This is a genomic window from Williamsia sp. DF01-3, assembly GCF_023051145.1.
In the GTDB taxonomy this organism is placed as follows: domain Bacteria; phylum Actinomycetota; class Actinomycetes; order Mycobacteriales; family Mycobacteriaceae; genus Williamsia.
Window position 1 is genome coordinate 3,520,172 of record NZ_JALKFS010000005.1, and the last position, 20,881, is coordinate 3,541,052.

At 63.0% G+C, this 20,881-nt stretch carries 18 protein-coding genes and 1 pseudogene; 11 read left to right on the forward strand and 8 right to left on the reverse strand.

Going from position 1 to position 20,881, the window contains the following annotated elements; translation table 11 throughout:
- The first annotated feature begins 76 nt into the window (after nt 1–76).
- The 4 genes from MVA47_RS18680 (at nt 77) to MVA47_RS27305 (ending at nt 6,788) form a co-directional block, all read left to right on the forward strand.
- The gene (locus MVA47_RS18680; protein ID WP_247209271.1) at nt 77–2,128 is read left to right on the forward strand and encodes a hydantoinase/oxoprolinase family protein; all 2,052 of its coding nucleotides are present in this window, start codon (nt 77–79) and stop codon (nt 2,126–2,128) included.
- Between the two features lie 44 nt (nt 2,129–2,172).
- The gene (locus tag MVA47_RS18685; RefSeq protein ID WP_247209272.1) at nt 2,173–4,185 is read left to right on the forward strand and encodes a hydantoinase B/oxoprolinase family protein; all 2,013 of its coding nucleotides are present in this window, start codon (nt 2,173–2,175) and stop codon (nt 4,183–4,185) included.
- 110 nt (nt 4,186–4,295) lie between these two features.
- Nucleotides 4,296–5,927 (forward strand): cytosine permease, encoded by a 1,632-nt coding sequence (locus tag MVA47_RS18690; protein ID WP_247209273.1) that lies wholly within the window; start codon nt 4,296–4,298, stop codon nt 5,925–5,927.
- A gap of 396 nt (nt 5,928–6,323) precedes the next feature.
- On the forward strand, nt 6,324–6,788 hold the full coding sequence (locus MVA47_RS27305) for a GtrA family protein (protein WP_374474261.1): 465 nt from the start codon (nt 6,324–6,326) through the stop codon (nt 6,786–6,788).
- Here the strand turns inward: MVA47_RS27305 and MVA47_RS18695 are convergent.
- Nucleotides 6,757–7,209, reverse strand: a complete 453-nt coding sequence (locus MVA47_RS18695) for a hypothetical protein (protein ID WP_247209274.1) — start codon at nt 7,207–7,209, stop codon at nt 6,757–6,759. The two genes, MVA47_RS27305 and MVA47_RS18695, sit on opposite strands and share 32 nt — an antisense overlap.
- Nucleotides 7,206–8,483: a molybdopterin-dependent oxidoreductase gene (locus MVA47_RS18700; RefSeq protein ID WP_247209275.1), complete on the reverse strand. Its 1,278-nt coding sequence runs from the start codon at nt 8,481–8,483 to the stop codon at nt 7,206–7,208. The genes MVA47_RS18695 and MVA47_RS18700 overlap by 4 nt, the downstream gene beginning before the upstream one ends.
- Nucleotides 8,484–9,064: 581 nt before the next feature.
- On the opposite strand from MVA47_RS18700, the gene MVA47_RS18705 reads away from it, so the two are divergent.
- Together MVA47_RS18705 and MVA47_RS18710 are read left to right on the forward strand one after the other, a co-directional pair.
- Complete coding sequence (locus MVA47_RS18705) at nt 9,065–9,580, forward strand: hypothetical protein (RefSeq protein WP_247209276.1); 516 nt, start codon at nt 9,065–9,067, stop codon at nt 9,578–9,580.
- An 87-nt stretch (nt 9,581–9,667) separates the two neighbouring features.
- Nucleotides 9,668–9,943, forward strand: a complete 276-nt coding sequence (locus MVA47_RS18710; RefSeq protein ID WP_247209277.1) for a hypothetical protein — start codon at nt 9,668–9,670, stop codon at nt 9,941–9,943.
- Here MVA47_RS18710 and MVA47_RS18715 read toward each other — a convergent pair.
- The 3 genes from MVA47_RS18715 to MVA47_RS18725 are packed head-to-tail and all read right to left on the reverse strand — an operon-like array spanning nt 9,903 to nt 11,921.
- Entirely contained in the window at nt 9,903–10,568 is a 666-nt protein-coding gene (locus MVA47_RS18715; protein WP_247209278.1) for a class I SAM-dependent methyltransferase, read from the reverse strand. The two genes, MVA47_RS18710 and MVA47_RS18715, sit on opposite strands and share 41 nt — an antisense overlap.
- A complete protein-coding gene (locus MVA47_RS18720) occupies nt 10,565–11,236 on the reverse strand; it encodes a DUF2064 domain-containing protein (protein WP_247209279.1) in 672 nt (223 codons plus the stop codon). Before MVA47_RS18720 ends, MVA47_RS18715 begins: the two co-directional genes overlap by 4 nt.
- A complete protein-coding gene (locus MVA47_RS18725) occupies nt 11,226–11,921 on the reverse strand; it encodes a glycosyltransferase family 2 protein (protein WP_247209280.1) in 696 nt (231 codons plus the stop codon). Before MVA47_RS18725 ends, MVA47_RS18720 begins: the two co-directional genes overlap by 11 nt.
- Nucleotides 11,922–12,034: 113 nt before the next feature.
- Here MVA47_RS18725 and MVA47_RS18730 point away from each other — a divergent pair, with 113 nt between their 5' ends.
- From MVA47_RS18730 to MVA47_RS18740, 3 genes are read left to right on the forward strand one after another with little or no spacing between them, the layout of a single operon-like run.
- On the forward strand, nt 12,035–13,402 hold the full coding sequence (locus MVA47_RS18730) for a hypothetical protein (protein WP_247209281.1): 1,368 nt from the start codon (nt 12,035–12,037) through the stop codon (nt 13,400–13,402).
- 5 nt (nt 13,403–13,407) lie between these two features.
- Nucleotides 13,408–14,124, forward strand: coding sequence for a response regulator transcription factor (locus tag MVA47_RS18735; RefSeq protein ID WP_247209282.1), 717 nt, complete (start codon nt 13,408–13,410; stop codon nt 14,122–14,124).
- Complete coding sequence (locus MVA47_RS18740; protein WP_247209283.1) at nt 14,124–15,161, forward strand: sensor histidine kinase KdpD; 1,038 nt, start codon at nt 14,124–14,126, stop codon at nt 15,159–15,161. Before MVA47_RS18735 ends, MVA47_RS18740 begins: the two co-directional genes overlap by 1 nt.
- Before the next feature lie 2 nt (nt 15,162–15,163).
- On the opposite strand, the gene MVA47_RS18745 is transcribed toward MVA47_RS18740, so the two are convergent.
- The 3 genes and pseudogenes from MVA47_RS18745 to MVA47_RS18755 all read right to left on the reverse strand — a co-directional run bounded on the left by MVA47_RS18745 (nt 15,164) and on the right by MVA47_RS18755 (nt 18,711).
- Nucleotides 15,164–16,204: an NAD-dependent epimerase/dehydratase family protein gene (locus tag MVA47_RS18745; protein ID WP_247209284.1), complete on the reverse strand. Its 1,041-nt coding sequence runs from the start codon at nt 16,202–16,204 to the stop codon at nt 15,164–15,166.
- The gene (locus MVA47_RS18750; protein WP_374474263.1) at nt 16,204–17,022 is read right to left on the reverse strand and encodes an S-methyl-5'-thioadenosine phosphorylase; all 819 of its coding nucleotides are present in this window, start codon (nt 17,020–17,022) and stop codon (nt 16,204–16,206) included. Before MVA47_RS18750 ends, MVA47_RS18745 begins: the two co-directional genes overlap by 1 nt.
- A 223-nt stretch (nt 17,023–17,245) precedes the next feature.
- A pseudogene (locus MVA47_RS18755) lies at nt 17,246–18,711 on the reverse strand (MFS transporter).
- A gap of 565 nt (nt 18,712–19,276) precedes the next feature.
- Here MVA47_RS18755 and MVA47_RS18760 point away from each other — a divergent pair.
- Together MVA47_RS18760 and MVA47_RS18765 are read left to right on the forward strand one after the other, a co-directional pair.
- Nucleotides 19,277–19,810: a uracil-DNA glycosylase gene (locus tag MVA47_RS18760; RefSeq protein ID WP_247209286.1), complete on the forward strand. Its 534-nt coding sequence runs from the start codon at nt 19,277–19,279 to the stop codon at nt 19,808–19,810.
- Nucleotides 19,811–19,932: 122 nt separating this feature from the next.
- Complete coding sequence (locus MVA47_RS18765; RefSeq protein WP_247209287.1) at nt 19,933–20,880, forward strand: NADP-dependent oxidoreductase; 948 nt, start codon at nt 19,933–19,935, stop codon at nt 20,878–20,880.
- Nucleotide 20,881: the final 1 nt, after the last annotated feature.

Here is a 20,881-nt window from a genome sequence, read left to right on the forward strand (position 1 = left end):
GGTGATGCGCCAATTGTTGAAGCGGCCGCCAGGCGGTTTCGTATGGACCGTCCGAGTTATCGCCGAGGAGGCACCCATGACCGAAGCCATCAGCAGGCCACGGAAGATCCGCACAGCCGTCGACATCGGCGGAACATTCACCGACATCTTTGTTCAGCACGGTGACGGTCTGATCACCACCGCCAAGTACCCGACACAATCGGATCCGATCGAAGGCGTGCTCGCCGGCATGGACCGCGCGGGAGTCGAGTGGAAGGACGTCGAATTCTTTTCTCACGGAACAACAATTGCGACCAACGCCCTCATCACACGAACATTCCCGAAGATCGCTCTCGTGACCACGGAGGGATTCCGCGACGTCATCGAGATCCGTCGTGGTGACCGGGAATCGTGGGATCCATACGAGGAGGTCGGCAAGCCTTTTGTTCCCCGCCGCCACCGCCTCACCGTCTCCGAGCGCATCGGCTACGACGGCGAGATCATCGAACCCCTCGATGAGGCCGGTGCACGGGATATTGCCCGGATCCTCAAGAGGCGTGAAATCGAAACCATCGCAGTGTGTTTCATCAACTCATTCACCAACCCGGTACACGAGAACCGGATGGCAGAAATCCTCGCCGAGGAACTGCCGGGTGTCGCGGTCACGACGTCGAGCGACGTCCTTCCGGAAATCTTTGAGTACGAACGGTTCTCGACGACTGTCGCGAACGCCGCGCTGGTACCGATCATCGGCCCCTACGCCCGTACCCTGGAGGCTCGCCTGGAGGACAGCGGCTACACGAACGACGTACTGCTGCTGCACTCGGGTGGCGGCGTCATGACCCCGAAGATGGCAGAGAAGTACGGTGCTCGTCTGGCCGCATCGGGCATCGCCGCAGGCGCCATTGCCAGCCGCCACATCGCGCGTCAGTGCGGCTACGAGAACTCGATCGGGTTCGACATGGGCGGCACGTCCACCGATGTGTCTTTGACGGACAACGGCGTGCTCGGAACCACCAACATGTGGAGCGTGGAGTTCGGGTATCCGATCTGCTTCCCGAGCATCGAGGTGTTGACAATCGGCGCCGGCGGAGGATCCATCGCCTGGCTCGACGATGCCGGGTCGCTGCGCAACGGACCACAATCGGCGGGATCTGATCCCGGGCCCGCCTGCTATGGCGCCGCCGGAGAACTCGCGACCAACACCGACGCCAACCTGATCCTGGGAACGATCGGCAAGAAATTGGCCGGTGGTGTCAAGGAACTCGACGTGGCGTCCGCGTATGCGGCAGTCGAGAAGGTTGCTACACCACTGGGTCTCGAAGTGGAAACCGCCGCACAATCGATCATCAAGGTGGCCAACGCCAACATGGCGGACGCCGTGCGCCTGATCTCGATCCGCAAGGGCCACGACCCTCGTGACTTCGCACTGGTCGGATTCGGTGGTGCCGGCCCACTGCACGTCGCGTACCTCGCCAAAGAGCTCGGCATCCCGACCGTCATCGTCCCGCCACATCCTGGGGTGACATCCGCGATGGGCTGCATGCTCGTGGACGTCCAGCACGACATCACCAGGATGTACCTCACCGACGCAGCGAACGCCGACCTCGACCACCTCGCACAAACCTTTGAGGACCTCCGGAACGAGGGTCGGCAGCGACTGACGGCCGAGCACGTCAACGACGCCGACATGGTCTTCGAGTACTACCTGGACATGCGCTACAACGGCCAGTGGCGAGCAATCGCCGTGCCGGTGACCATGCCATTCGGTGGCCTCGACGAGGTGGTCGCAACGTTCCACGCCACCCACCTCAAAGAACACAACTACGCGAGCGACGAAGCAGGCGTGGAGATCTACCGGATCTCGGTGCGTGCCATCGGATTGACACCCCGTGTGGACGCCAAGCCCGCCGAACTGATCGACCCGGCCGACTTCACACCGGTGCCGACGGAGATTCGTCAGGTTCTGTTCCCTGACGAGACGGCCCGACAAGAGACTCCGGTCTACGACCGCATCGACCTTCCGGCCGGCGCCGTGCTCTCCGGTCCGTGCATCGTCGATCAACTCGATTCCACGACCGTGGTCCCGCCGCAGACAACAGCCCGCGTCGATGCCTGGGGCAACCTGATCCTCAGCCAGGACGCCTGACTCCTTCTCCGCCACACCATTACTCACCGTTAGAGGTACATGACATGCCCACATCACTCGATCCAGTGACATTCGAAGTACTCAAGAACGCCTTCATCAACACCGTCGACCAGATGGCCGAGCAGATACTCCGGACCTGCTACTCCTTCGTCATCTACTCGCGCGACTTTTCCTCGGCACTCTGTGACCCCAACGGAGACACCGTCATGCAGGGCACCGGCGACATCGCCGCACACGTCGGCACCCTGCACTACACGGCCAAAGCCGTCATCCGGCAGTTCGACGGCGACATCCACCCCGGCGACGTCTTCGTCATCAACGACGTCTATGAAGGTGGCAGCCACTTCAATGACACCCGGATCATCCGGCCCATCTACTACGACGGTGAACTACTCGGCTACGCACAGGCGAACGGACACTGGGCCGACGTCGGCGGCGCGACTCCGGGCTCGTTCAACGTCAAGGCACTTGATCACATGGGCGAGGGCTTGCGCATTCCGCCGACTCGCCTGTGGAGCAAGGACGAGTTCCTCGAAGACGTCGCGTACCTCATCGCCAAGAACACCCGCAATCCTCGCGACATCATCGGCGACATGCAGGCTCAGGCCGAAGCCACCCGCGTAGCCGAACGCGAAATCCAGCGCCTCTGTGACAAATACGGTGTAGAGACAATCAAGACCGCCATGGCCGAAGTCCAAGACTACGTCGAAGATCTGACGCGCGCCAAGATCAGCGCCCTGCCTGACGGCGTCTGGTACACCGAGGATTACATCGACCAGGACCCCGGCGAGGAGGAAGGCCTCATCCCGGTCACCATGAAGATGACCATCTCTGGCGATACATGCCACTACGACCTCAGCGGCTCGCACGCGTCGATTGCCTCGATGCTCAACGCCGGGTTCGGCGGGTCCTTCGCCGGCATCGTCGCCGGTACCAAGATGCAGTTCCCGGACATCCCCTTGAACTCGGGCTTCTATCGGGTGGTCACGGCCGATCTCGGTCCGGTCGGCTCGGTTGTCAACGCCGACTGGCCGTCACCCTGTGCTGGATTCTGTTCTGGCCCTTTCGAAAAGATCATGAGCTCCGTCTTCGAGATCTGGTCCGACATCCAGCCGCATCGGGCCATGGCCTGCACCTTCAATCTCGAGTACTTGTTGGTCGGTGGTCGTGACAAACGCAAAGACGGCAACGAGAGCTTCATGTGGTACGACTGGATGATGGGCGGCTGGGGCGCCCGCAACGGTGGCGATGGACACAACGCGTCAGCCGCAGTCTTCGGAGTCCAATACGGAACACAGCCTTTCGAAGGTCAAGAGCGTCTGGCCCCGGTCCTCACCACCAGTCACGAGTTGGTTCCCGATTCAGGTGGCCCCGGCAAGTTTCGCGGCGGTGTGGGCGCGGAGAAGGGCGGATATCTGACCGCCAGCAGCAAGACCGTGATGTCTTACTGCTGCGACCGCGAGCGTTCGGTCACCTGGGGGTTGTGGGGTGGGTTGCCCTCCATCCCGCACGGCGTGTGGTTGAACAAGGGCACGGACCGCGAGGAGTATCTCGGTTCGATCTTCGCCGCGGTGCCGATCAAGGCAGGCGACGTGTTCACCCGGCCGTCCGCCGGCGGCGGTGGTCTCGGAGACGCCCTGCAACGTGACGTCGACTCCATCCTCGAAGACGTCATCGACGGTTACGTCACCATCGCGCGGGCCGAGAAGGACTATGGCGTCGTCATCAAGGAGATCGACCCGGAGGTCTTCGACTACGAAGTCGACATTGAGGCCACACTCGCTGCCCGCGAGTACATTCGGAACAACCGGCATGCGTGGATGACGCGAGATCCACTCGAAGTGTCCGCCGAGTACAAGTCAGGGCTCATCAACGAGATGGACTGCCTGCGCCAGTACGGCGTGATCCTGGACTGGGGCAGCGGCGAGGTCCTCACGACGACCACCGAACAGTTCCGCGCCATGCTTCAACGTCGCACCATCGTCCACTGGACTGACGACGCAAACGTTCCGTACGTCAAGGGAACGTTGACTGTCCACGACTACGCAACCGTCTAGTACAGCTCGATTCTCGCTGTCTGGGTGCCTCCTCAGGGCCGCGGAGGCACCCAGACGCCCATCTCTTCATCCACTTCTGTTTCGCTTCACAACTCACCTAGGAACCGGTCATGACCACAGAAGCACGCAGACCTGCGGCCAGTGAAATACCCCCACTCGCAGTCACATTCACCGACGATCCCCATGTGCTTGCCAAGGCGGCCAGCGAAGACTACTCGATGCACATCGTTCCGCGCTCCTGGCGGACATCCCGCACATCGGTGTCGATGGCGTGGTTCGGACTGATGAGCGCCATGTTCTTCGTCGTCATCGGTGCCACCGTGGCCCTGGCGGTCGGCACCATCAACTCGATCATCGGCATCGGCCTGTCGGTGGTGGCCTACGGTGTCATCAACTCGATCGCAGCCAAGGTCGCGAACGAAACCGGCACCAGTGTCTCTTTGTTCTCGAGAGTCTTGTTCGGCCGCGCCGGATCAGCTTTCGCAGCAGCACTCTTCGGGATCACCATTGCCTACTACGTGGTGGCAGAGGGATCCATCGTCGCATCGGCGCTCCATGCGTACTTCGGGGCGTTGCCGATCGCCTTCTGGTCTCTGGTCGTTGTTCTCTACCAGGCGCCACTGGCCTGGCGCGGAGTCACCACGTGGCTCGACAAGCTCAACGGGGTCTTGTTGCCGCTCTATGTGATCGGTCTCGTCGGATCGGTCGTCTGGACCATCATCGAGTACGGCTACAGCAACGAATGGCTGACCTACACACCTGAATCCACCGCAGACCTCGGCGTTCCCGGTTGGTGGTATGCCTTCGTCATTTACATGGGTGTCTGGGTTGTGACGATGATGGCGTGGGACTACGCCCGCTTCGGCCGGCCCGAGGACGCGAAGTTCAACGCCCGGTTCAGCTTCGGCACTCCCTTCTACATCGTGACATTGCTGATCAATGCCATGGTCGGCATCTTCCTGGCACAGACGATCACCATCGCCGGCCCGCTGTCCGAGGAATCGGCGATCCTGGGAATCATCGGCATGATGGGCATTTGGGGCCTGCTGTGGGTAGTCGTCAGTCAGACCCGGGTCAACAGTGGCAACTTCTACCTGGCGTCGACAAACTTCCAGAACTTCTTCGCCCGCACACTGAAGTTTTCAATGCCGCGCACCTTCTGGGTACTCGTGGTGGCAGTCCTCGTGTACCTGATGATGCTCACCAACGTGTTGTCCTGGATCGTGCAGGCGTTGCAGTACCAGGGCGTGGTGATCGTCGGCTGGGTGGCAATTGCCCTGACGCACATCGCATGGATGCGACTGCGGTCGATCCCTGCTGATTCTCTCGAGTTCCGGCCGGGTCGCGTGCCGGCGGTAAACCCGGCAGGTGTTGCCGCCTGGGGAGTGTCCTCGGCGGTGGGAATCGTGATGGTCGCTACCGGCGGGCCCGAGGGTGCCGTGTGGGCGCCACCGGTGTCATTCATCTTGGCCGCCGTCATCTACGGGGTAGCCCTCGGATTCAGCCGAGACGGCTGGTTCACGATGCGACGACCCCATGATCCCCGCGACGAAGTCGACGACATGTGGGAGGCCCGGGTCCAGTGCCACCGCTGCGAAGACAGCTACATCGCGTACGAGATGGATCGGGATCCGGCAGCAGATCACGCACCGATCTGCCTGGCCTGTGCTTCCGATGACCTCGAGTTCCAGCGGGCTGCGGCCAAAGAAGCAGCGCAGTTCCGCGTGAACAGCAAACCGTAAGAAGTACCGAAGATCCACCAAGACCCGGGCGCGCCATCGGCGGCCCGGGTCGTGGCGGGTAGACACCTGCACGGCAGCATGACTCGCGATTCGCCATCAAACTGGGATCCCCTAGGGCTACCCGTTCACACAACTGACGAGTAATCGAGGCACACGGTCCCCATCAGCTTTCTCGGCATGATTCGGAGTTCAGGTAGAGTTCGGTTGCACATCTGTAGGTTTGCACGATACGGGGCAATCCTGACCGATCAGTGCCGGTTGGTGTACCCGCCAATTCGGTCGACGTTCGGGGTGATCGGAGGTACCACTGTTGCTGCGCAAAGGTCTCTGCGTCAACAGGTTCGAGGTAGTCGTGAGAACGCGAACCCGGACCGGGCAGCTGTGATCGGCAGGTATATGCGCAGCGAACTGTTTCGGTTCTATCTCGTTGGCGGTGCCAGCGCGCTGGCGTACGTCGTGTTGTTTCTTCTTCTCCGCACCTCGTTGTCACCGCAGATCTCGAATGTGTTGGCGCTGTTGATCTCAGCGGTGGCCAACACAGCGGTCAACCGGAGATTCACGTTCAATATCCGGGGCACAGATGCGATTGTTCGGCAGTACCTTCAGGGGTTCATGGTGTTTCTACTCGGTCTGGTAGTGACCAGTGGAGCCTTGTGGCTGCTTCATCTGGGAGTACCGAACTCGTCGCGGGCTCTGGAGGTCGCTGTGTTGGTGGCCGCGAATCTTGTCGCCACCGTGCTGCGTTTTTGGGGCTCCGCCGGGTGTTCAAGGCGACTTGAGGTAACCAGCAGTCAACAGGCAGCCGAGCCAGGCGTACGTGCGGCGCCGGCTAGAGCGAGGTGCCGTCGCCGGTGGTTGTAGGTGCCGGCCGCGTGACGCGCTGCTGGGTCATGACGATCGCGGCCGTAAGTACCCAGATGATGGCCAGCGCTATCACAACGCTTGTCCCGTAGGGGCGGTCGAGAATGGTGGCATTGTCGGGGTACTTGTCTGAAGGCCGGGGAAGCAGGACCGGCAGTGACAGAACGAGGACGATCAGGCTCGCCGCAAGAGCCAACAATGTTGGGATCCACCATCGTTGTGGCAGCACTCTTCGCGCGCTCAGCCCGAGCGCAATGCATAAGGGAGCAAAGAGAGCGTCGTGGGCGATGAGCCCGCCGACGAGCCAGAACACGATGGAGAGTTGGTCGCGACCGGGCATTGCCCACACCAACGAGATCCCGTAGCCACCCAGCGCCAAAGCAGACAGGATCAGCACAAGCCGAATTATGCGCAGTGTCATAGTATTTCTATCCTGCTGAGCCACTTTGTCTGTAGTACACCGGGCCGATTCGGAGCGATGAGGCGGCAAGGGTAACCGTGGTCAAGGGTCAATTGTTCGTCGTGCAGTTGGAGCGCGATGAGCGAGAGTGGGTCGTTGGCGATGTTCGCGGGCAGTGTGCTGATGCCGTACAGTCCCGCCTCGAGCGAGGTGAAGCGGATGTCGCGGCTGGGGTCGCCGCCGATGAATGCGACCAGGTCGCGCACGCGGACGCCTTGCCACGTGCCGCGGGCACTCCACCCTTCAACACAGGCGATCGGGAGTTCGCTGGTGTGTTGTCGCATTGCCCGTAGCTGATCGATGGTCAGTTCCTGTGTGCGGGGCCCATTGGTGATGGTCAGTCGGTAGTCGGGGCGTTGTGCAGACTCGACAACATTGGCCGCAGATGCGGTGCGATTGATCGGAATCCCCTGCGGTCCTTCGCCTGAGCGTGGAGCGAGGAAGGCAAGCCAACGGAGAAAGGGGACGCTTTGGCCGGCGAACGCCAACGCCGACAGCACGCTGAGAGCGACAGTGCCTTGTAAGACCATGCGCCGCGACAACATCCGTTTGTCTGATTCAGAGGGGCTGGACACGGTGACTTCATCCTGCCGCTTGGGCGGGATGCGGTGATCGGCGGTGCCGGTCGACCCTGCGTTACGGCCTGATGTCTGCTCGACCAGCGGTGCCGGCTGCCTCGGTGGCAAGGTGTGCGAGGTGTCGTGGTCGATCGAGTCGGTGGCCGCCAGTGGGCTGCTCAAGGCGCGCTGGATGACTGGGAGCTTGACGGCAATGTGCACCAGGATCGAGGCCACCACGAGAAACGACATGGCGTAGTGCGTGGTGGTGAAGAAGAACGCCCACGGATACCACTGCGCGGTGTTGAGCAAACCTGTCAGGAGCTGGAAGATTGTTGAACTGACCAGTACTGCGATCGAGGCTCGTTCTATCGCGCGTGCGGGGCTGCCGACGATCGGCCGGGCAAATAGCTTCGGGTAGACAAGCTGCAGTTTGACCAGGAGCAGCGGAATCGTCACGACGCCGGTGATCACGTGCAGCCCCTGGGTGAATTGGTAGCCCCACACCGGGCGGGACGGCCAGTAAAACCAGCCGGGAGGATGCTGAATCCAGTGACTGAGCATTCCGGTAACAAAACAGACGGTGATCGATACCCCGAGGAGCATTCCCACCCGCGCGGTGAGTCGTGGACTTCGCACGCCGGTTTCACGGGCTGCGGTGTCACTGACCGTGTTCATCAACCCACCAGCCTTCTGCCTGGCAGAGTTCCGCCACCGGTTGACAGTAGCGCGCCGCAATCCAGACATATCAGTTATTCGTAACCGGGCCCCCGTTCGGCTTGGTCGCGGCCACTGCCTATTTTGCGCGGTGACCGCGTGCGCGAGCCTGGGTCCTGCTCGCGGAACCAGAAATGCCCAATTGCGCCCGCGGTTGCAGATCACCGAACCGAAAAGACCGAGCAGTATTCATTCGCAATCGGATGAATACCGTTGTGTTGCAATTTGTTTGTTGTCACTACAGGTCAGTTCGTTGCGATCCTTCAGGCACCTCGCGCGGGTGACCCATCCAAACGGGGCAGGGCTGCGAATAGCCAGTAACACACACGATGCCTTCGGGCAGACGGGAACAATACAATGTTTACTGCTCGAAAAGTATTTGCCAGCACAGCAATCACCGCGATCGCCGTTCTCGGCGTAGCGGCTTGTTCTGAAGATGATTCTTCGGGGGAGGAACATCGAGTTCACCGGCCACGTCTGTGCAGTCGGCAGGCCCCACGAGTGAGCAGGCGGCCCCCGAGCCGGTTGCGGTGGTGCCCAACTTGACCGGACGAACCACAGCGGTGGCGTTGGACAAGGGATTCACCGATGCACTCACCACACTGATGCTCACCCCCGGCGTCGTGGGTGGGGCCACAATGGAGGGCGGCTCGGTGGTCTTTCCCATCACCGGCGGCAATGTCACGTACTACACGCCCGGCAGCATCCAGCCGTACGTGCAAGGCATCATCAACCACCAGGGCAGTGGATTGTCCCTGACTGCCGGCGAGACCGTTGTCGAACTCACCAACTTCAACATCGACCCGGGAACCTCAAAGTTGATGGGTGACGTCACCGTCAACGGCACCGTTGCTGCTCCGCAGGCCGTCATCTTCGACCTTGACGGCAGCACCCTGCAGCCGCTGCAGTCCAATCCGGACGGCACCGCCGTGCTGACCGGGACCACCGTCAAGATGTCCGCCGACGCGGCAGGGCTGTTGAACAAGACGTTCAACACCGACGCGGTCAAGGCCGGCCTGGTGGTAGGCATCGCGACCATCACCATCAACACTCAGTAGCTCTCGCTGTCAGAGGTAGCTGTTGGCCAGGACCGTGAGGTCCTGGCCACAGCTATGGGTGCAGGCAAAACCGAAAGAAGAGGTGCGATGAGCAGACGTGAACTCATTCTCGACCAGCTGACGCTGGCGCGAAACGACCCCGCCTTGGCGTCGATGCGCGACAGTGGACTCTTCGCCGATTTGGCCGCCCTCGAGGCCAGATCTCATGGCGAGAGAGTGCGCGGGGCGGTGTCAGCCGACTGGGTAGGACCGACCACCGTTCGTATTTGCTACGACGTGGACGACTGGTGTGGAACCAGAAGCGCACATGACACCGCTGACCTCACCGCGGAGTCAGTTCAGCCAGCGTTCGCCCGGCGATGACTTCGGAACGACAGCACAGTCCCGCGTGATAGGCGAGTTCGGCTATGTGATCGACTCCGACTCGCGCCCAGGGAAACCATGCGCCGTGCGCGTGTGCCGTTTCGACACGGGCAGCGCCTCGCCACAGCCCGGGGAGGACAGAATCGATCTCGACGATGATCGACCCCCGCGCTCCGACCAGTTCGCGAACTCGTCGTGTGAGGCGTTCGGGGTCGCCACCGATGCCGATGTTCCCGTCCAGCAACAACGCGTGCCGCCATCGGCCCTCACCCGGAAGGCGATCGAACAGGCTTCGGCGAATGGCTACTCCGCCCAGCGCGCGCGTCATGGTCACTGCCTGCTCGCTGTTGTCGACGCCCAATGCTGCGATGCCATTGCCCAGCAGGCGGTGAACCAACCGTCCCGGCCCGCACCCGAGATCCACTGTGGGCCCGAAACATTTGCCTGCCACCCGGCTGTCGAACTCGGAATCTGAACTGACCGAGCTCGTTCCGAGCCATCGGTCGACGGGCAACACGTCGCGCGTACCATCTGCCTGACGAAGCCACGTCCGTTCGCCGGCAATGCCCTCAGAAACAGCGCTGTCAAAACACTGTGTGTCAGCGGTGTCGTCGGCGACCGTCATGAGGAGGGCTCCAGCATTGCTGCTGCGGCGGCGAATCTGCTACCGGGGGCGCAGCGCCGGGCGACGACGTCGATGTCCTCGGCATGATCGACGTCGGTGAGCATCGCCAGTTCACTCACTCGTAGACCGCAGCCTTCAAGCGCAGCGCGGGTCGCTGCGCCGGTGTGTGCTGATGACATGGGCACGTCGCGCAGAGTGTCTGCGCCACGGGCATTGTGCAGACCAAGTCCCCACCACCCACCGTCAGCGGCGGGACCGAGAACCGAGTCGGTGGCCGACAGCGTGGTCAGTGCGGTCCTGAACTGCACGGCGGTGATCTGCGGCGTGTCCATTCCCACCTGGAACACCGCACCGTTCAGCACGTGAACGGCATCGTGGTGTGCGTTCTGCAAGCGCTCGCCAAAAGTGCTACCCCGCTGTGCGAGCACGGTCGCGTGACGTAGGCATGTTCCGATGTCCGCCCTGCGCATCGCGGCCTCGAGCCTGCCGGTCATCGCAACCACCACAGAGCACACCGACAAGGCGGTCTCCAGGGTGTCCAAGAACGCGGCCGCAGCCAGATCAGCAGCCGCGACTTCCGAAATCGAGGTTGTCAGGCGAGTTTTCACCTGGCCGGGGACTGGCGCCTTGGCGACGATCAAGATCCCGTGGGGAGTGTCAGTGAGCAACGTGCTTCTCCATCTGGCGCAGAACCTTCAGAAAGTCGTGGGCGGCCCGCCACGTTCCTTTCAGTGATCCCGACACTTTGGACGTACCCCCGGCCCGTGCTCGATAGATGGTGTCCACTTCGACGACATGCCACCCTGCGGCCCCCGCCCGGGCCAACAATTCGACGGGATAACCGAATCGGCGGTCGGTGATGCCGAGGCCGAGTAGGTCATCTCGTCGAGCTGCTCGCAGCGGGCCGATGTCATGAATGGGTAGTCGATATCGCTGCCGTAGTCGGCGAGCGATCCATTGGGTGCCCAGGCGTGAATGCAGGGGCCAACTGCGCCGATCGACAGGCCTACGCCGGCCCACAGCAAGGTCGGCCCCAGCGACCACCGCCTCGACCAATCGCGTCAGATCGGCCGGATCCATCGAACCGTCACCGTCGATAGTGCAGACGATCTCCGTCTTCGACGCTGCGATCCCGGCGTTGACAGCTGACCCATAGCCCGGGATCGGCTGGTGTACAACGGTGCAGCCCAGGCTGGCAGCAATTCCTGCGGTGCCGTCGGTGCTGCCGTTGTCGACCACCAGGGGATGCAGGTCGACGGGCAGAGCACGGACGAGCGCGGGCAACGACTCGGCCTCGTCACGACACGGGATCACGACAGTGGCACGGATGTGCGACATGCGTTGGTTGCCCATGTCTTCGACGGTATGAGGGCGGGGCGTGCAGGGCCAGCATTATCCGGTGACGGAACTGTGACGTCTGCGCCGTCTGACACTGCAAACAGGCGGCCAGCGCCTACCTTGTAACAGTGACCACCTCTCTGGACACCCCGGCCGGATACGACGAGTTGGACCGGCGGCGCTGGATCAGCCGAGGTGATGTCGTATCCCTAGCCACGGCAACCACATTGCTGCTCGCTGCGATCGTCGCGCCCCTGGTCGGCGATCGCCAGTGGCGTATCAACATCTTCGCGCTGGCGCCGCCGCTGTTCGGTGAATGGGGTTCCCACGTCGGGTACGGGACGCTCCCGGCTGTCCTCATCGCGGTTGGTGTCATCGCCTACGGGCCAGCTCTTTCCGCGCGATTACGCTGGCGCCCATTGGTTTTGGTAAGTATGGCGGTGTGCACGGCGTGGACGTTCGCGCTCGCGCTGATCGACGGGTGGGATCGCGGTTTCGCCGGCCGCCTGGTTCGTCCCGACGAGTACCTTGCCGAGGTACCTGGCGTCTCGAGCATCACGGGAATGCTCGACGAATTCTCCAGTCGCATCCTTGATTACCAACCCGATTCGTGGACTACGCACGTATCTGGGCACCCACCAGGATCGTTGCTCACGTTTGTTCTGCTCGACCGCATCGGGCTCGGTGGCGGCGCCTGGGCCGCAGTGCTTGTCGTGCTCGTCGGCTGCAGCGCTGCCGGCGCTCTACTGGTCACCACCGCGCGTCTCGGCGGCGAGCTGGCGGCCCGGCGCATCGCTCCGTTTGTTGCACTCACTCCGGGCGCGGTGTGGATGGGGGTATCAGCGGATGGCTACTACATGGGTGTCGCCGCATGGGGAATCGCCCTGCTGGCCATCGCCGCGACAACGACCGGCGCACGGGCGGTCGCCGCCGGCGTCGGTAGCGGCCTTGTCCTCGGGTTCGCGATATTCCTCAACTACGGGCTGATACTCATCGGCGTGGTGGCCATCGCTGTGTTGGTCATCGCCCGCACGTATCGGCCACTCGTCTACTCGATTCCCGCCGCTCTGGCAGTTGTGGGCTGCTTCGCCGCTTTCGGCTTCTGGTGGCTCGACGGCTACCACCTGGTGGTCGACCGCTACTACCAGGGCGTGGCGACCTTGCGGCCGTTCTCCTACTGGGGGTGGGCCAACTTCGCGTCCGCCTTGTGTGCGGTCGGTCCGGCAGCTGCGGTGGGACTGGGGCGTGCTGTGCGACCCGGCAGAATTCGCCGGCGGGAAGCCGTTGCACTGTTGGCCCTGGCCGGGTTGTTCGCGATGATCGTGGCCGACGTCAGTGCGCTCAGCAAAGCCGAGGTCGAACGGATCTGGCTGCCGTTCAGCGTGTGGCTTCTGGTGGCCACCGCGTTGCTACCGCGAACGTCGCAGCGCTTCTGGCTCGCCGGGCAGGCAATCACTGCGCTACTGATCAACCATCTCGTATGGACCTATTGGTGAATGCGATGTTTGCTGGAGGAGTGCGCGTTCTGCTGGCCGACGACGATCCTATCGTCAGTGACGTCGTCCGCCGCTACCTCGAACGCGACGGACTGCAGGTCACCCTGGTCGGTGCCGGCGACGCAGCGCTGGAACATCTCGAGAACCATCGGGTCGATCTCGTGGTCCTCGACGTCATGATGCCCGGACGCAGCGGCATCGAAGTGTTGACCGAGATCCGCCGCGGACCCCATGCCGGGATGCCGGTCATCTTGCTGACCGCCTCCGGCGAAGAGGAGGACCGGCTGGTCGGCTTGGAGGCCGGCGCCGACGACTACGTCATCAAACCGTTCAGCCCCCGCGAATTGGTCCTGCGCGTGCAGTCGGTACTGCGCCGCAGTGTCGCCACCTGGTCCGGGCCGGCTGCTGCGTCCGACCTCAGCGACGGCAACATCGTCATGGACGCCGAAGCACGAACCGTCACGGTGGCAGGTGAGCTCATCAACACCACAAAACGTGAGTTCGATCTACTGCGTTTCTTTCTCTCGCACCGCGACGCCGTCTTCAGCCGAGAACAGTTGCTGTCACTCGTCTGGGGCTGGTCGTTCGGCGACCTGTCCACCGTAACCGTGCACGTCAAACGCTTACGTGCCAAGCTCGGCGACTGCGATTCGCTGGAAACCGTTTGGGGACAGGGCTACCGATGGGGCTCCGAACCGGCCAGCCGGCAAGAGACGACGTGATGCCCACGCACATCCCACAGATCGTGGGACTTTCACTCCTGTGGTCGGCGCCGACGGTGCTCCTCGGAACCGTTGTCCTCTTGCGCCTCCCACGGATATCGCTGGTGACGAGCACCGTCATCCTGACACTGATCCCGCCGGTGGCCATCCTCATGGGAGTCGTCGGGGTCAGCGGTTTCATGTTCACCGACGACCTCAAGAGGACCGCGACGGTGCTCACCTCTGTGGCCATCATCGCCATTCCCGCAGCGGTCCTGCTCGGGCGTTTTCAAGCACGCCGCACGGTGTGGGAACGTCACGCACGAGAAAAAGAACGGGCAGCCGAGCAATCACGCCGGGAGTTGATCGCCTGGGTCAGTCACGACCTGCGCACCCCTCTGGCCGATATCCGCGCGATGGCCGAGGCCCTCGCCGACGGCGTGATCACCGATACCGAGGAAATCGCGACGTTCGCCCGTCAAATCGACACTGATGCGGCCCGACTGTCCGCGATGGTCGATGACCTTTTCGAAATGTCGAAAATCAACGCCGGCGCCATGCGACTCGAACGGGAACACTTAGACCTTCGTGAGGTGGTAGACGAAGTCGTCGCTGGTTGCGGAGCAACTGCTGCACGCAACGACGTGCGCCTGCAGCCCGCCCTTCCTGAGTCCCCAGTGATCGTCGACGCCGATGGCAGAGCCGTCTCACGGGTGTTGACCAATCTGATAATCAACGCCATCGCGCACACCCCGGCCGGCAGCCCGGTTGTGATCGCGGTCGGCCGAGACGATGCTCATGCCTACCTCCGAGTCGATGATGCCGGCCCAGGAATTGCCGAGCACGAACTGACGCGTATTTTCGACATCGCATACCGTGGCACGTCCGCACGCACACCCCGCCGCGACAACGGCCTGCCCGTCGGCTCGGGAATGGGCCTCGCCATCGCCGAAGGACTCGTCGTCGCCCATGGCGGCCGGATCACCGTCTCCAACCGCGAACCGGGCAGTCGCTTCGAAGTGCGTCTACCCATGTCGATCACGGAAGAAGGAGCATGAAGCTAACGCAGCGGCGCGGTTGCGAACTCACGAAGGCCGCGCTCAGGCATGATCGTTGCCTGGAAACCGAGAACTGCTGCCGCTCGCGCCGGATCGGCGACGATGTGGCGGACGTCGCCCGGCCGGTACTGCCCAGTGGTCACCGGTGGCGGGCCCTCGATGCCGGCGGTCAGCGCACTGGCAACTTCTTTGATCGATACAGGGCGTCCTGAACACACGTTGAATGCTTCGAACTCGCCCGAGCCGTCGGCATTCGCTCCGAGCCGTTCGATCGCCGCGAGATTGGCTGCAGCGATATCGGCAACGTGGATGAAGTCTCGCATTTGGCCGCCGTCCTCGAACACCGACGGCGGCTTGCCTGCCTCGAGCTGCGACCGGAAGATGGCAGCAACCCCCGCATAGGGGGTGTCACGGGGCATGTGCGGGCCGTAGACATTGTGATAACGCAGCGCCGTCACAGCTCCACCGGTCTCGAGCGACCAAGCACGGCAGTATGATTCCTGCGCGGCCTTGCTCGCGGCATAGTAACTACGCGGGGCAATCGGCGCGTCCTCTGAGGTCAGTGCCCACTGAGCTGGCTGCCCATCGGACAGATACCTCTCGAACCTCCCGGATTCGAGATCGACAATCGACCGTGGCGGTGGAGTGACCACCGCGCCGGCCTGATCGCGATAGGTGCCGTCCCCGTACACCACCATCGACGAGGCAAGAACCAATCGCTTGCAACCGGTTTCGAACATCGCCGACAGCAGTCGTGCGGTGACGAGATCATTGTCGGCTGCATAGTCAGGCGCATCGCGCGCATCGACACCTGCGCCGACGCGGGCTGCTTGATGGCAGACAACGTCAACGCCCTCCAGTAGCTCGGTGAAGGACGCCGTCCGGAGTTCGGCCACCCGCACACCGTCGGGGACGATGGCGCCATGTCCGTGCGCTGCCGCCAGCATGCCGTCAACCGCGACCACCTCGTGGCCGACCGCGATCAGGGAGGACATGATGTGGGAGCCGATGAAACCTGCGGCCCCCGTGAGCAGAACTCTCATCACGAATCGACCTTCATCACCGACGAGATGTCGTGTTCACCTTTTGCACAGGAACATTCAGGTTGCGACGCGGCCCCGGCGATCGCCGCAACGAGAACTTCGCGCAGACGCTCGAGTCCGCGTTCGAAGACCGCGAACACCTCAGAGGTGGTGACGCCCTCCCCTTCCACCAAGCCGGCATCGGTGTCGGTGACCAAAGCGATGGCGGCGTAACACATTTTCAGCTCGCGGGCCAAGACTGCCTCGGGATGTCCGGTCATGTTCACCAGTGACCAACCCTGCCGGGCATACCACTGGCTTTCCGCACGGGTCGAGAACCTCGGCCCTTCCACGACCACCATCGTTCCCTCGACGACGGCCTCCGGTGCGGCGCTCCCGGCGACGCGGCGCAACGTCGGACAGTACGGGTCGGCGAATCCGACGTGGATGGCCGAGCCGTCGAAGAACGATTGAGCACGACTGGTCGTGCGGTCCACGAGCTGGTCAGGAATGACCATCGTGCCCGGTGCAAGCTCAGTGCTCAACCCACCGACCGCGCACGGGGCAAACACCTGCCTCACCCCCACCGACCGCAAAGCCCACGCATTCGCGCGGTAAGGAACGGTGTGGGGTGCGAACTCATGTGTCATTCCGTGCCGGGGCAAGAACGCCACCGACACTCCACCGACGTCGCCGATAGTGATCGCGGCACTCGGCTTGCCATACGGGGTCTGTACTTCGACCTGCTCGGCTCCGGCACTGAAAAACGAATAGAAGCCTGTACCGCCGATCACACCGATGCTGGGACGCGCATAAGAGCTCATGGCACCAGCCTGCATCACTACATGCGGTCGGGCACCCCCCAGAGCGCCGACGTCACAAATCCGTCATCACGAATGATGCCGATGATCTACCAGGACCACTGGTGCTCGTGCACACGTCGCCCAAAACGATGGGCGCAAGTGTCTATGCGTTGCGGTCGAGTTCGGCACACCTGGCTTCGATCAAGGCAATCCCGGTGTCGGGGTATGACATCACGGATAACCGAGTCAAGCGCTGGTGTCAGTGATCGGCGCCGTCGGTGGCGCGTGAGTTGGTGAGCATGAGCGCGCCGCCCGCAGCGATCAGCCCGACGACGACAGCGAGCACTCCATACGTGATCCGCTCACCATGGAAGAAGGAGCCCATGAGGCTGCTGGTCCAAGGAAAAACGGGCAGTTGGGTTGTGACCAGGGCCGCGATGAGAGTTCCGACCAGCGCGGTACCGACACTGGTGCCGACTTCTTGCGCGGTGTCGTTCAGGGCTGTGCCTATCGAGGTGCGGTTGGCCGGCATCGCCTCGACGAGGGCGACAGCGCAGATCGTCATCACCGTGCGTAGTCCAATTGTCATCACAACCATGCAGGCAGCGATGGCGGCATACCCGTGCTCGACGCCCCACGAGAGACCAGCCAGGGACCCGCCAAGACAGAGGGCGCCGATGAGGCACGCGATCCGGTGGCCGAATCGGGCGCCGAGCCACTCCGAAAGCGGTGTTGCCGCAATCATTGTCACGATGATCGGCAAGTTCGCGAGGCCGGCCTTCATCGGGCTCCAGCCATAGGCGTACTGGAAATGCAGGATGAGCCCGAACATCACGCTGGCCATCGCGATCGACGTCCCGATCTGGGCAATGGCGGCGCCTCTGACGGTGCCGACCGAGAACAGTCGGAGATCAAGCATGGGTGAGGCACTGCGACGTTCGTGCCAGATGAAGGCGACGCCGGCGGCGGCTGCGCCGAGAACCGAAATCACCGTGAGCGCGGAGAGCCAGCCGTGGTCGACACCGCTGGTCAGCGCCCAGCAGGCAAGACCGATCGTCGCGATACTCAGGACGGCACCGGGCAGGTCGAGCGGGTCGTTCGTCAAGTCCTGGCGCCGGTCGGCCGAAACCCCGAGCCAAACGCCGATGCCGGCGAGCAGTGCGATCGGCGCATTGGCGACGAGCAACCATTCCCATCGGAAATGGGTCAACACGGTTTCGCCGAGCACTGGGCCGAGAACGAACCCGGACATCCCGACGACGATCATCACCGTCATGGCACGCATACGCAGCGTCTTGTCGTCGAACAGGCGGAACACCAGCGAGTTCGTGATGGGGGCCATCGCGGCCGCGGCAACGCCTAACGCGGCGCGCAGCGCAATGAGTTCGCCCGTGGAGCTCACGGCCAGGACGAGCAAGCTCAACGCGCCGAACACGGCGAGCCCGATCAGCAAAACCCTTCGTCGGCCGAATCTGTCGGCGACCGATCCGGCGGTCAGCAGTAGGCCCCCGAAGGTCAACGAGTAGGCGCCGGCACCCATTGCAGCGCTGTGGTGCCGCCGCCGAGGTCACGACCGATGGTCGGCAGCGCGATCGACAGCAGTGTGTTGTCGACCATTTCGACGAAGAACGCCAAGCACAGCGCGGCAAGCGGGATCCACGCCGCAGCGAGGGATGTGTACGTGCGCGAGGGTGCCGCAGTCGCAATGGTTTTGGTGGGGTTCACGCGAATCTCCTAGGCCGGGTCATGTTGGACCTGACGCTAGGAGCTGGTACTTACATCAGCCTGTCACGCGCTGTCGCCTGCTTACATCGGGCTGACAGACGGGCATGACCGGCCCCGCAGGTAGCGGTACACACCGCCGTCGGTGTGTAGATCGCATTGGCGATGTGTATGACATCTTGTCAAGGCGGCGACCTGTCGGGCACCGGCGTCGGCCAAGACTGTCTCAGGCACCCGCCACTCGATACGAGATTGACCACCCCAAGACGGACAATGCACCCACGCGCCACCAAACAACGGACGCGCCTGTTACGCATTCATCCTGCGCTAATTGGATTTAGCGCAGGATATCCCCGTCCAAACCCACGGCTACGAATGAGCTTCCGCCTGCCGTCCACTCGTCACTGAGTCACCCGATCCGCCCACAGCTCGGGCGGGCCAATTCTTGGCACGGCCACGCCGGTTTTCCGCAAGCCATGATGGTGGCATGGCTGCTTCCCACTCTTCGCCCCGGTTCGAGTCAAAGAGCGCGCGCCTCGAACACCCCCATGTTGCGACGTTGAACGCAATGGTGAGGCAGTGGCGCGACGGCCCCGGCAGTCCAGTAGTCCCGTGGTTCGATCCCGATGACGCGGGAACAGCGGCGAGAGTTCTGATCTTGATGGAATCACCTGCCCCCGCCACTGCTGAAATGGGCGCGGCAGCGTTTTGCTCGTTGGACAACGCCGATCGCTCGAACCGCACCATGCGTTTGGTGATGACTGAGGTTGGTTTGGCCCGTTCTGCATGTGTCAAGTGGAACGTCGTTCCTTGGGTGTTGCCCACTCGGGCACCCACTGTCGCCGACATCGATGCCGCACGACCCATGTTGATCGCTGTGCTCGCCCAGCTCCCCGCGCTTGAGATCGTTGTGACCGTAGGTAGACCCGCGTTGCACGGACTCACCCGCGCGTTGTGGGCGGGTGAGTTGCCGGGCCTTTATCGCCTGGTGTCCACACCCCACCCGTCACAGCGCACTGCGCTCGCCGCAATCGCCGCGGCGGACCGCCTTCGCGCCACCCTGACTCGGGTAACTGAACACATCGCCACCACCGAGGGTTGAGCAGCCGTACCAGTCGCCCTGAGCCCGACGGGCGTGAAAAATGCCGTAGCGGCCAAACTCCTTTGGCGGGCCGACGGTTGTCGCCGCTTGCGGAACCCGATCCTGAATCTACGATGGCGCTCATGGCAAAGGCAGTAGTCGCGAGCGCGTATGGCGGTCCGGAAGTCCTCCAGGTAAAAGACCTCGACCTCGGGACGCCGGGTCCGGGAGAAGTGTTGATCAACGTCAAGGCGGCGGGCGTCAACCCCGTCGACCTCAAGCTCTACAGCGGCGCCTTCGGTACCGACCCGAGCAAGCTTCCCTTGCATTTGGGCATGGAGGTGTCGGGCGTCGTCGCGGCCATCGGTCCCGATGCTGCGGGCATCTCAGGTCCACTGTCCGTCGGCGACGAGGTGATCGCCTTCCGGGTCAAAGGTGGCTATGCAGAGCAGGTGCTGACCTCGGCCTCGAACGTGGTGACCAAGCCCGCCACGATCTCATTCGAACAGGCGGCAGGTCTGATGCTCGTGGGCGCGACCGCAGTTCATCTACTCGACACCGTTCACCCTGTGGCGGGCGAAACGGTACTCATCCACGGTGGCGCCGGCGGTGTTGGGCTCAGCGCCGTGCAACTGGCCGTGCAGCGTGGATCCACGGTGATCGCCACCGCCAGCCACCGTAGACACGGGGTTCTGACCGAATTGGGTGCTGTGCCTGTCCTTTACGGGCCGGGCCTGGCCGACCGCGTCCGCTCCCTCGCACCGGAAGGCGTCGACGTCGCCGTCGACACCGTGGGCACGGACGAAGCAATATCGGTATCCCTCGAGTTGGTCTCGGATCAAAGCCGCATCGCGACCATCGCCGGCTTCGGAAAAACCGACGGGACCGGGATCAGACTCCTCGGTAACGGACCGGGCGCGGACCCAGGCACCGCCATCCGTGATGCCGCACGCAGTGAGCTGGCAAGGTTGGCCGGCGACGGCCGCCTCCGGGTCGAGATCGACCGTACCTACCAGCTCGACCACGCAGCCGAGGCCCACCGATACCTCCAAGACGGTCACGCCGCAGGCAAGGTGATTTTGCTACCGTGAC

Coding starts and splice junctions, on each gene's coding strand:
- MVA47_RS18695 (WP_247209274.1), bottom strand. CDS start 7,209: ATGACACTGCGCATAATTCGGCTTGTGCTGATCCTGTCTGCTTTGGCG.
- MVA47_RS18690 (WP_247209273.1), top strand. CDS start 4,296: ATGACCACAGAAGCACGCAGACCTGCGGCCAGTGAAATACCCCCACTC.
- MVA47_RS18725 (WP_247209280.1), bottom strand. CDS start 11,921: ATGGGCAACCAACGCATGTCGCACATCCGTGCCACTGTCGTGATCCCG.
- MVA47_RS27305 (WP_374474261.1), top strand. CDS start 6,324: ATGCGCAGCGAACTGTTTCGGTTCTATCTCGTTGGCGGTGCCAGCGCG.
- MVA47_RS18710 (WP_247209277.1), top strand. CDS start 9,668: ATGAGCAGACGTGAACTCATTCTCGACCAGCTGACGCTGGCGCGAAAC.
- MVA47_RS18685 (WP_247209272.1), top strand. CDS start 2,173: ATGCCCACATCACTCGATCCAGTGACATTCGAAGTACTCAAGAACGCC.
- MVA47_RS18750 (WP_374474263.1), bottom strand. CDS start 17,022: ATGCAGGCTGGTGCCATGAGCTCTTATGCGCGTCCCAGCATCGGTGTG.
- MVA47_RS18735 (WP_247209282.1), top strand. CDS start 13,408: ATGTTTGCTGGAGGAGTGCGCGTTCTGCTGGCCGACGACGATCCTATC.
- MVA47_RS18715 (WP_247209278.1), bottom strand. CDS start 10,568: ATGACGGTCGCCGACGACACCGCTGACACACAGTGTTTTGACAGCGCT.
- MVA47_RS18765 (WP_247209287.1), top strand. CDS start 19,933: ATGGCAAAGGCAGTAGTCGCGAGCGCGTATGGCGGTCCGGAAGTCCTC.
- MVA47_RS18745 (WP_247209284.1), bottom strand. CDS start 16,204: ATGAGAGTTCTGCTCACGGGGGCCGCAGGTTTCATCGGCTCCCACATC.
- MVA47_RS18680 (WP_247209271.1), top strand. CDS start 77: ATGACCGAAGCCATCAGCAGGCCACGGAAGATCCGCACAGCCGTCGAC.
- MVA47_RS18700 (WP_247209275.1), bottom strand. CDS start 8,483: ATGAACACGGTCAGTGACACCGCAGCCCGTGAAACCGGCGTGCGAAGT.
- MVA47_RS18760 (WP_247209286.1), top strand. CDS start 19,277: ATGGTGAGGCAGTGGCGCGACGGCCCCGGCAGTCCAGTAGTCCCGTGG.
- MVA47_RS18740 (WP_247209283.1), top strand. CDS start 14,124: ATGCCCACGCACATCCCACAGATCGTGGGACTTTCACTCCTGTGGTCG.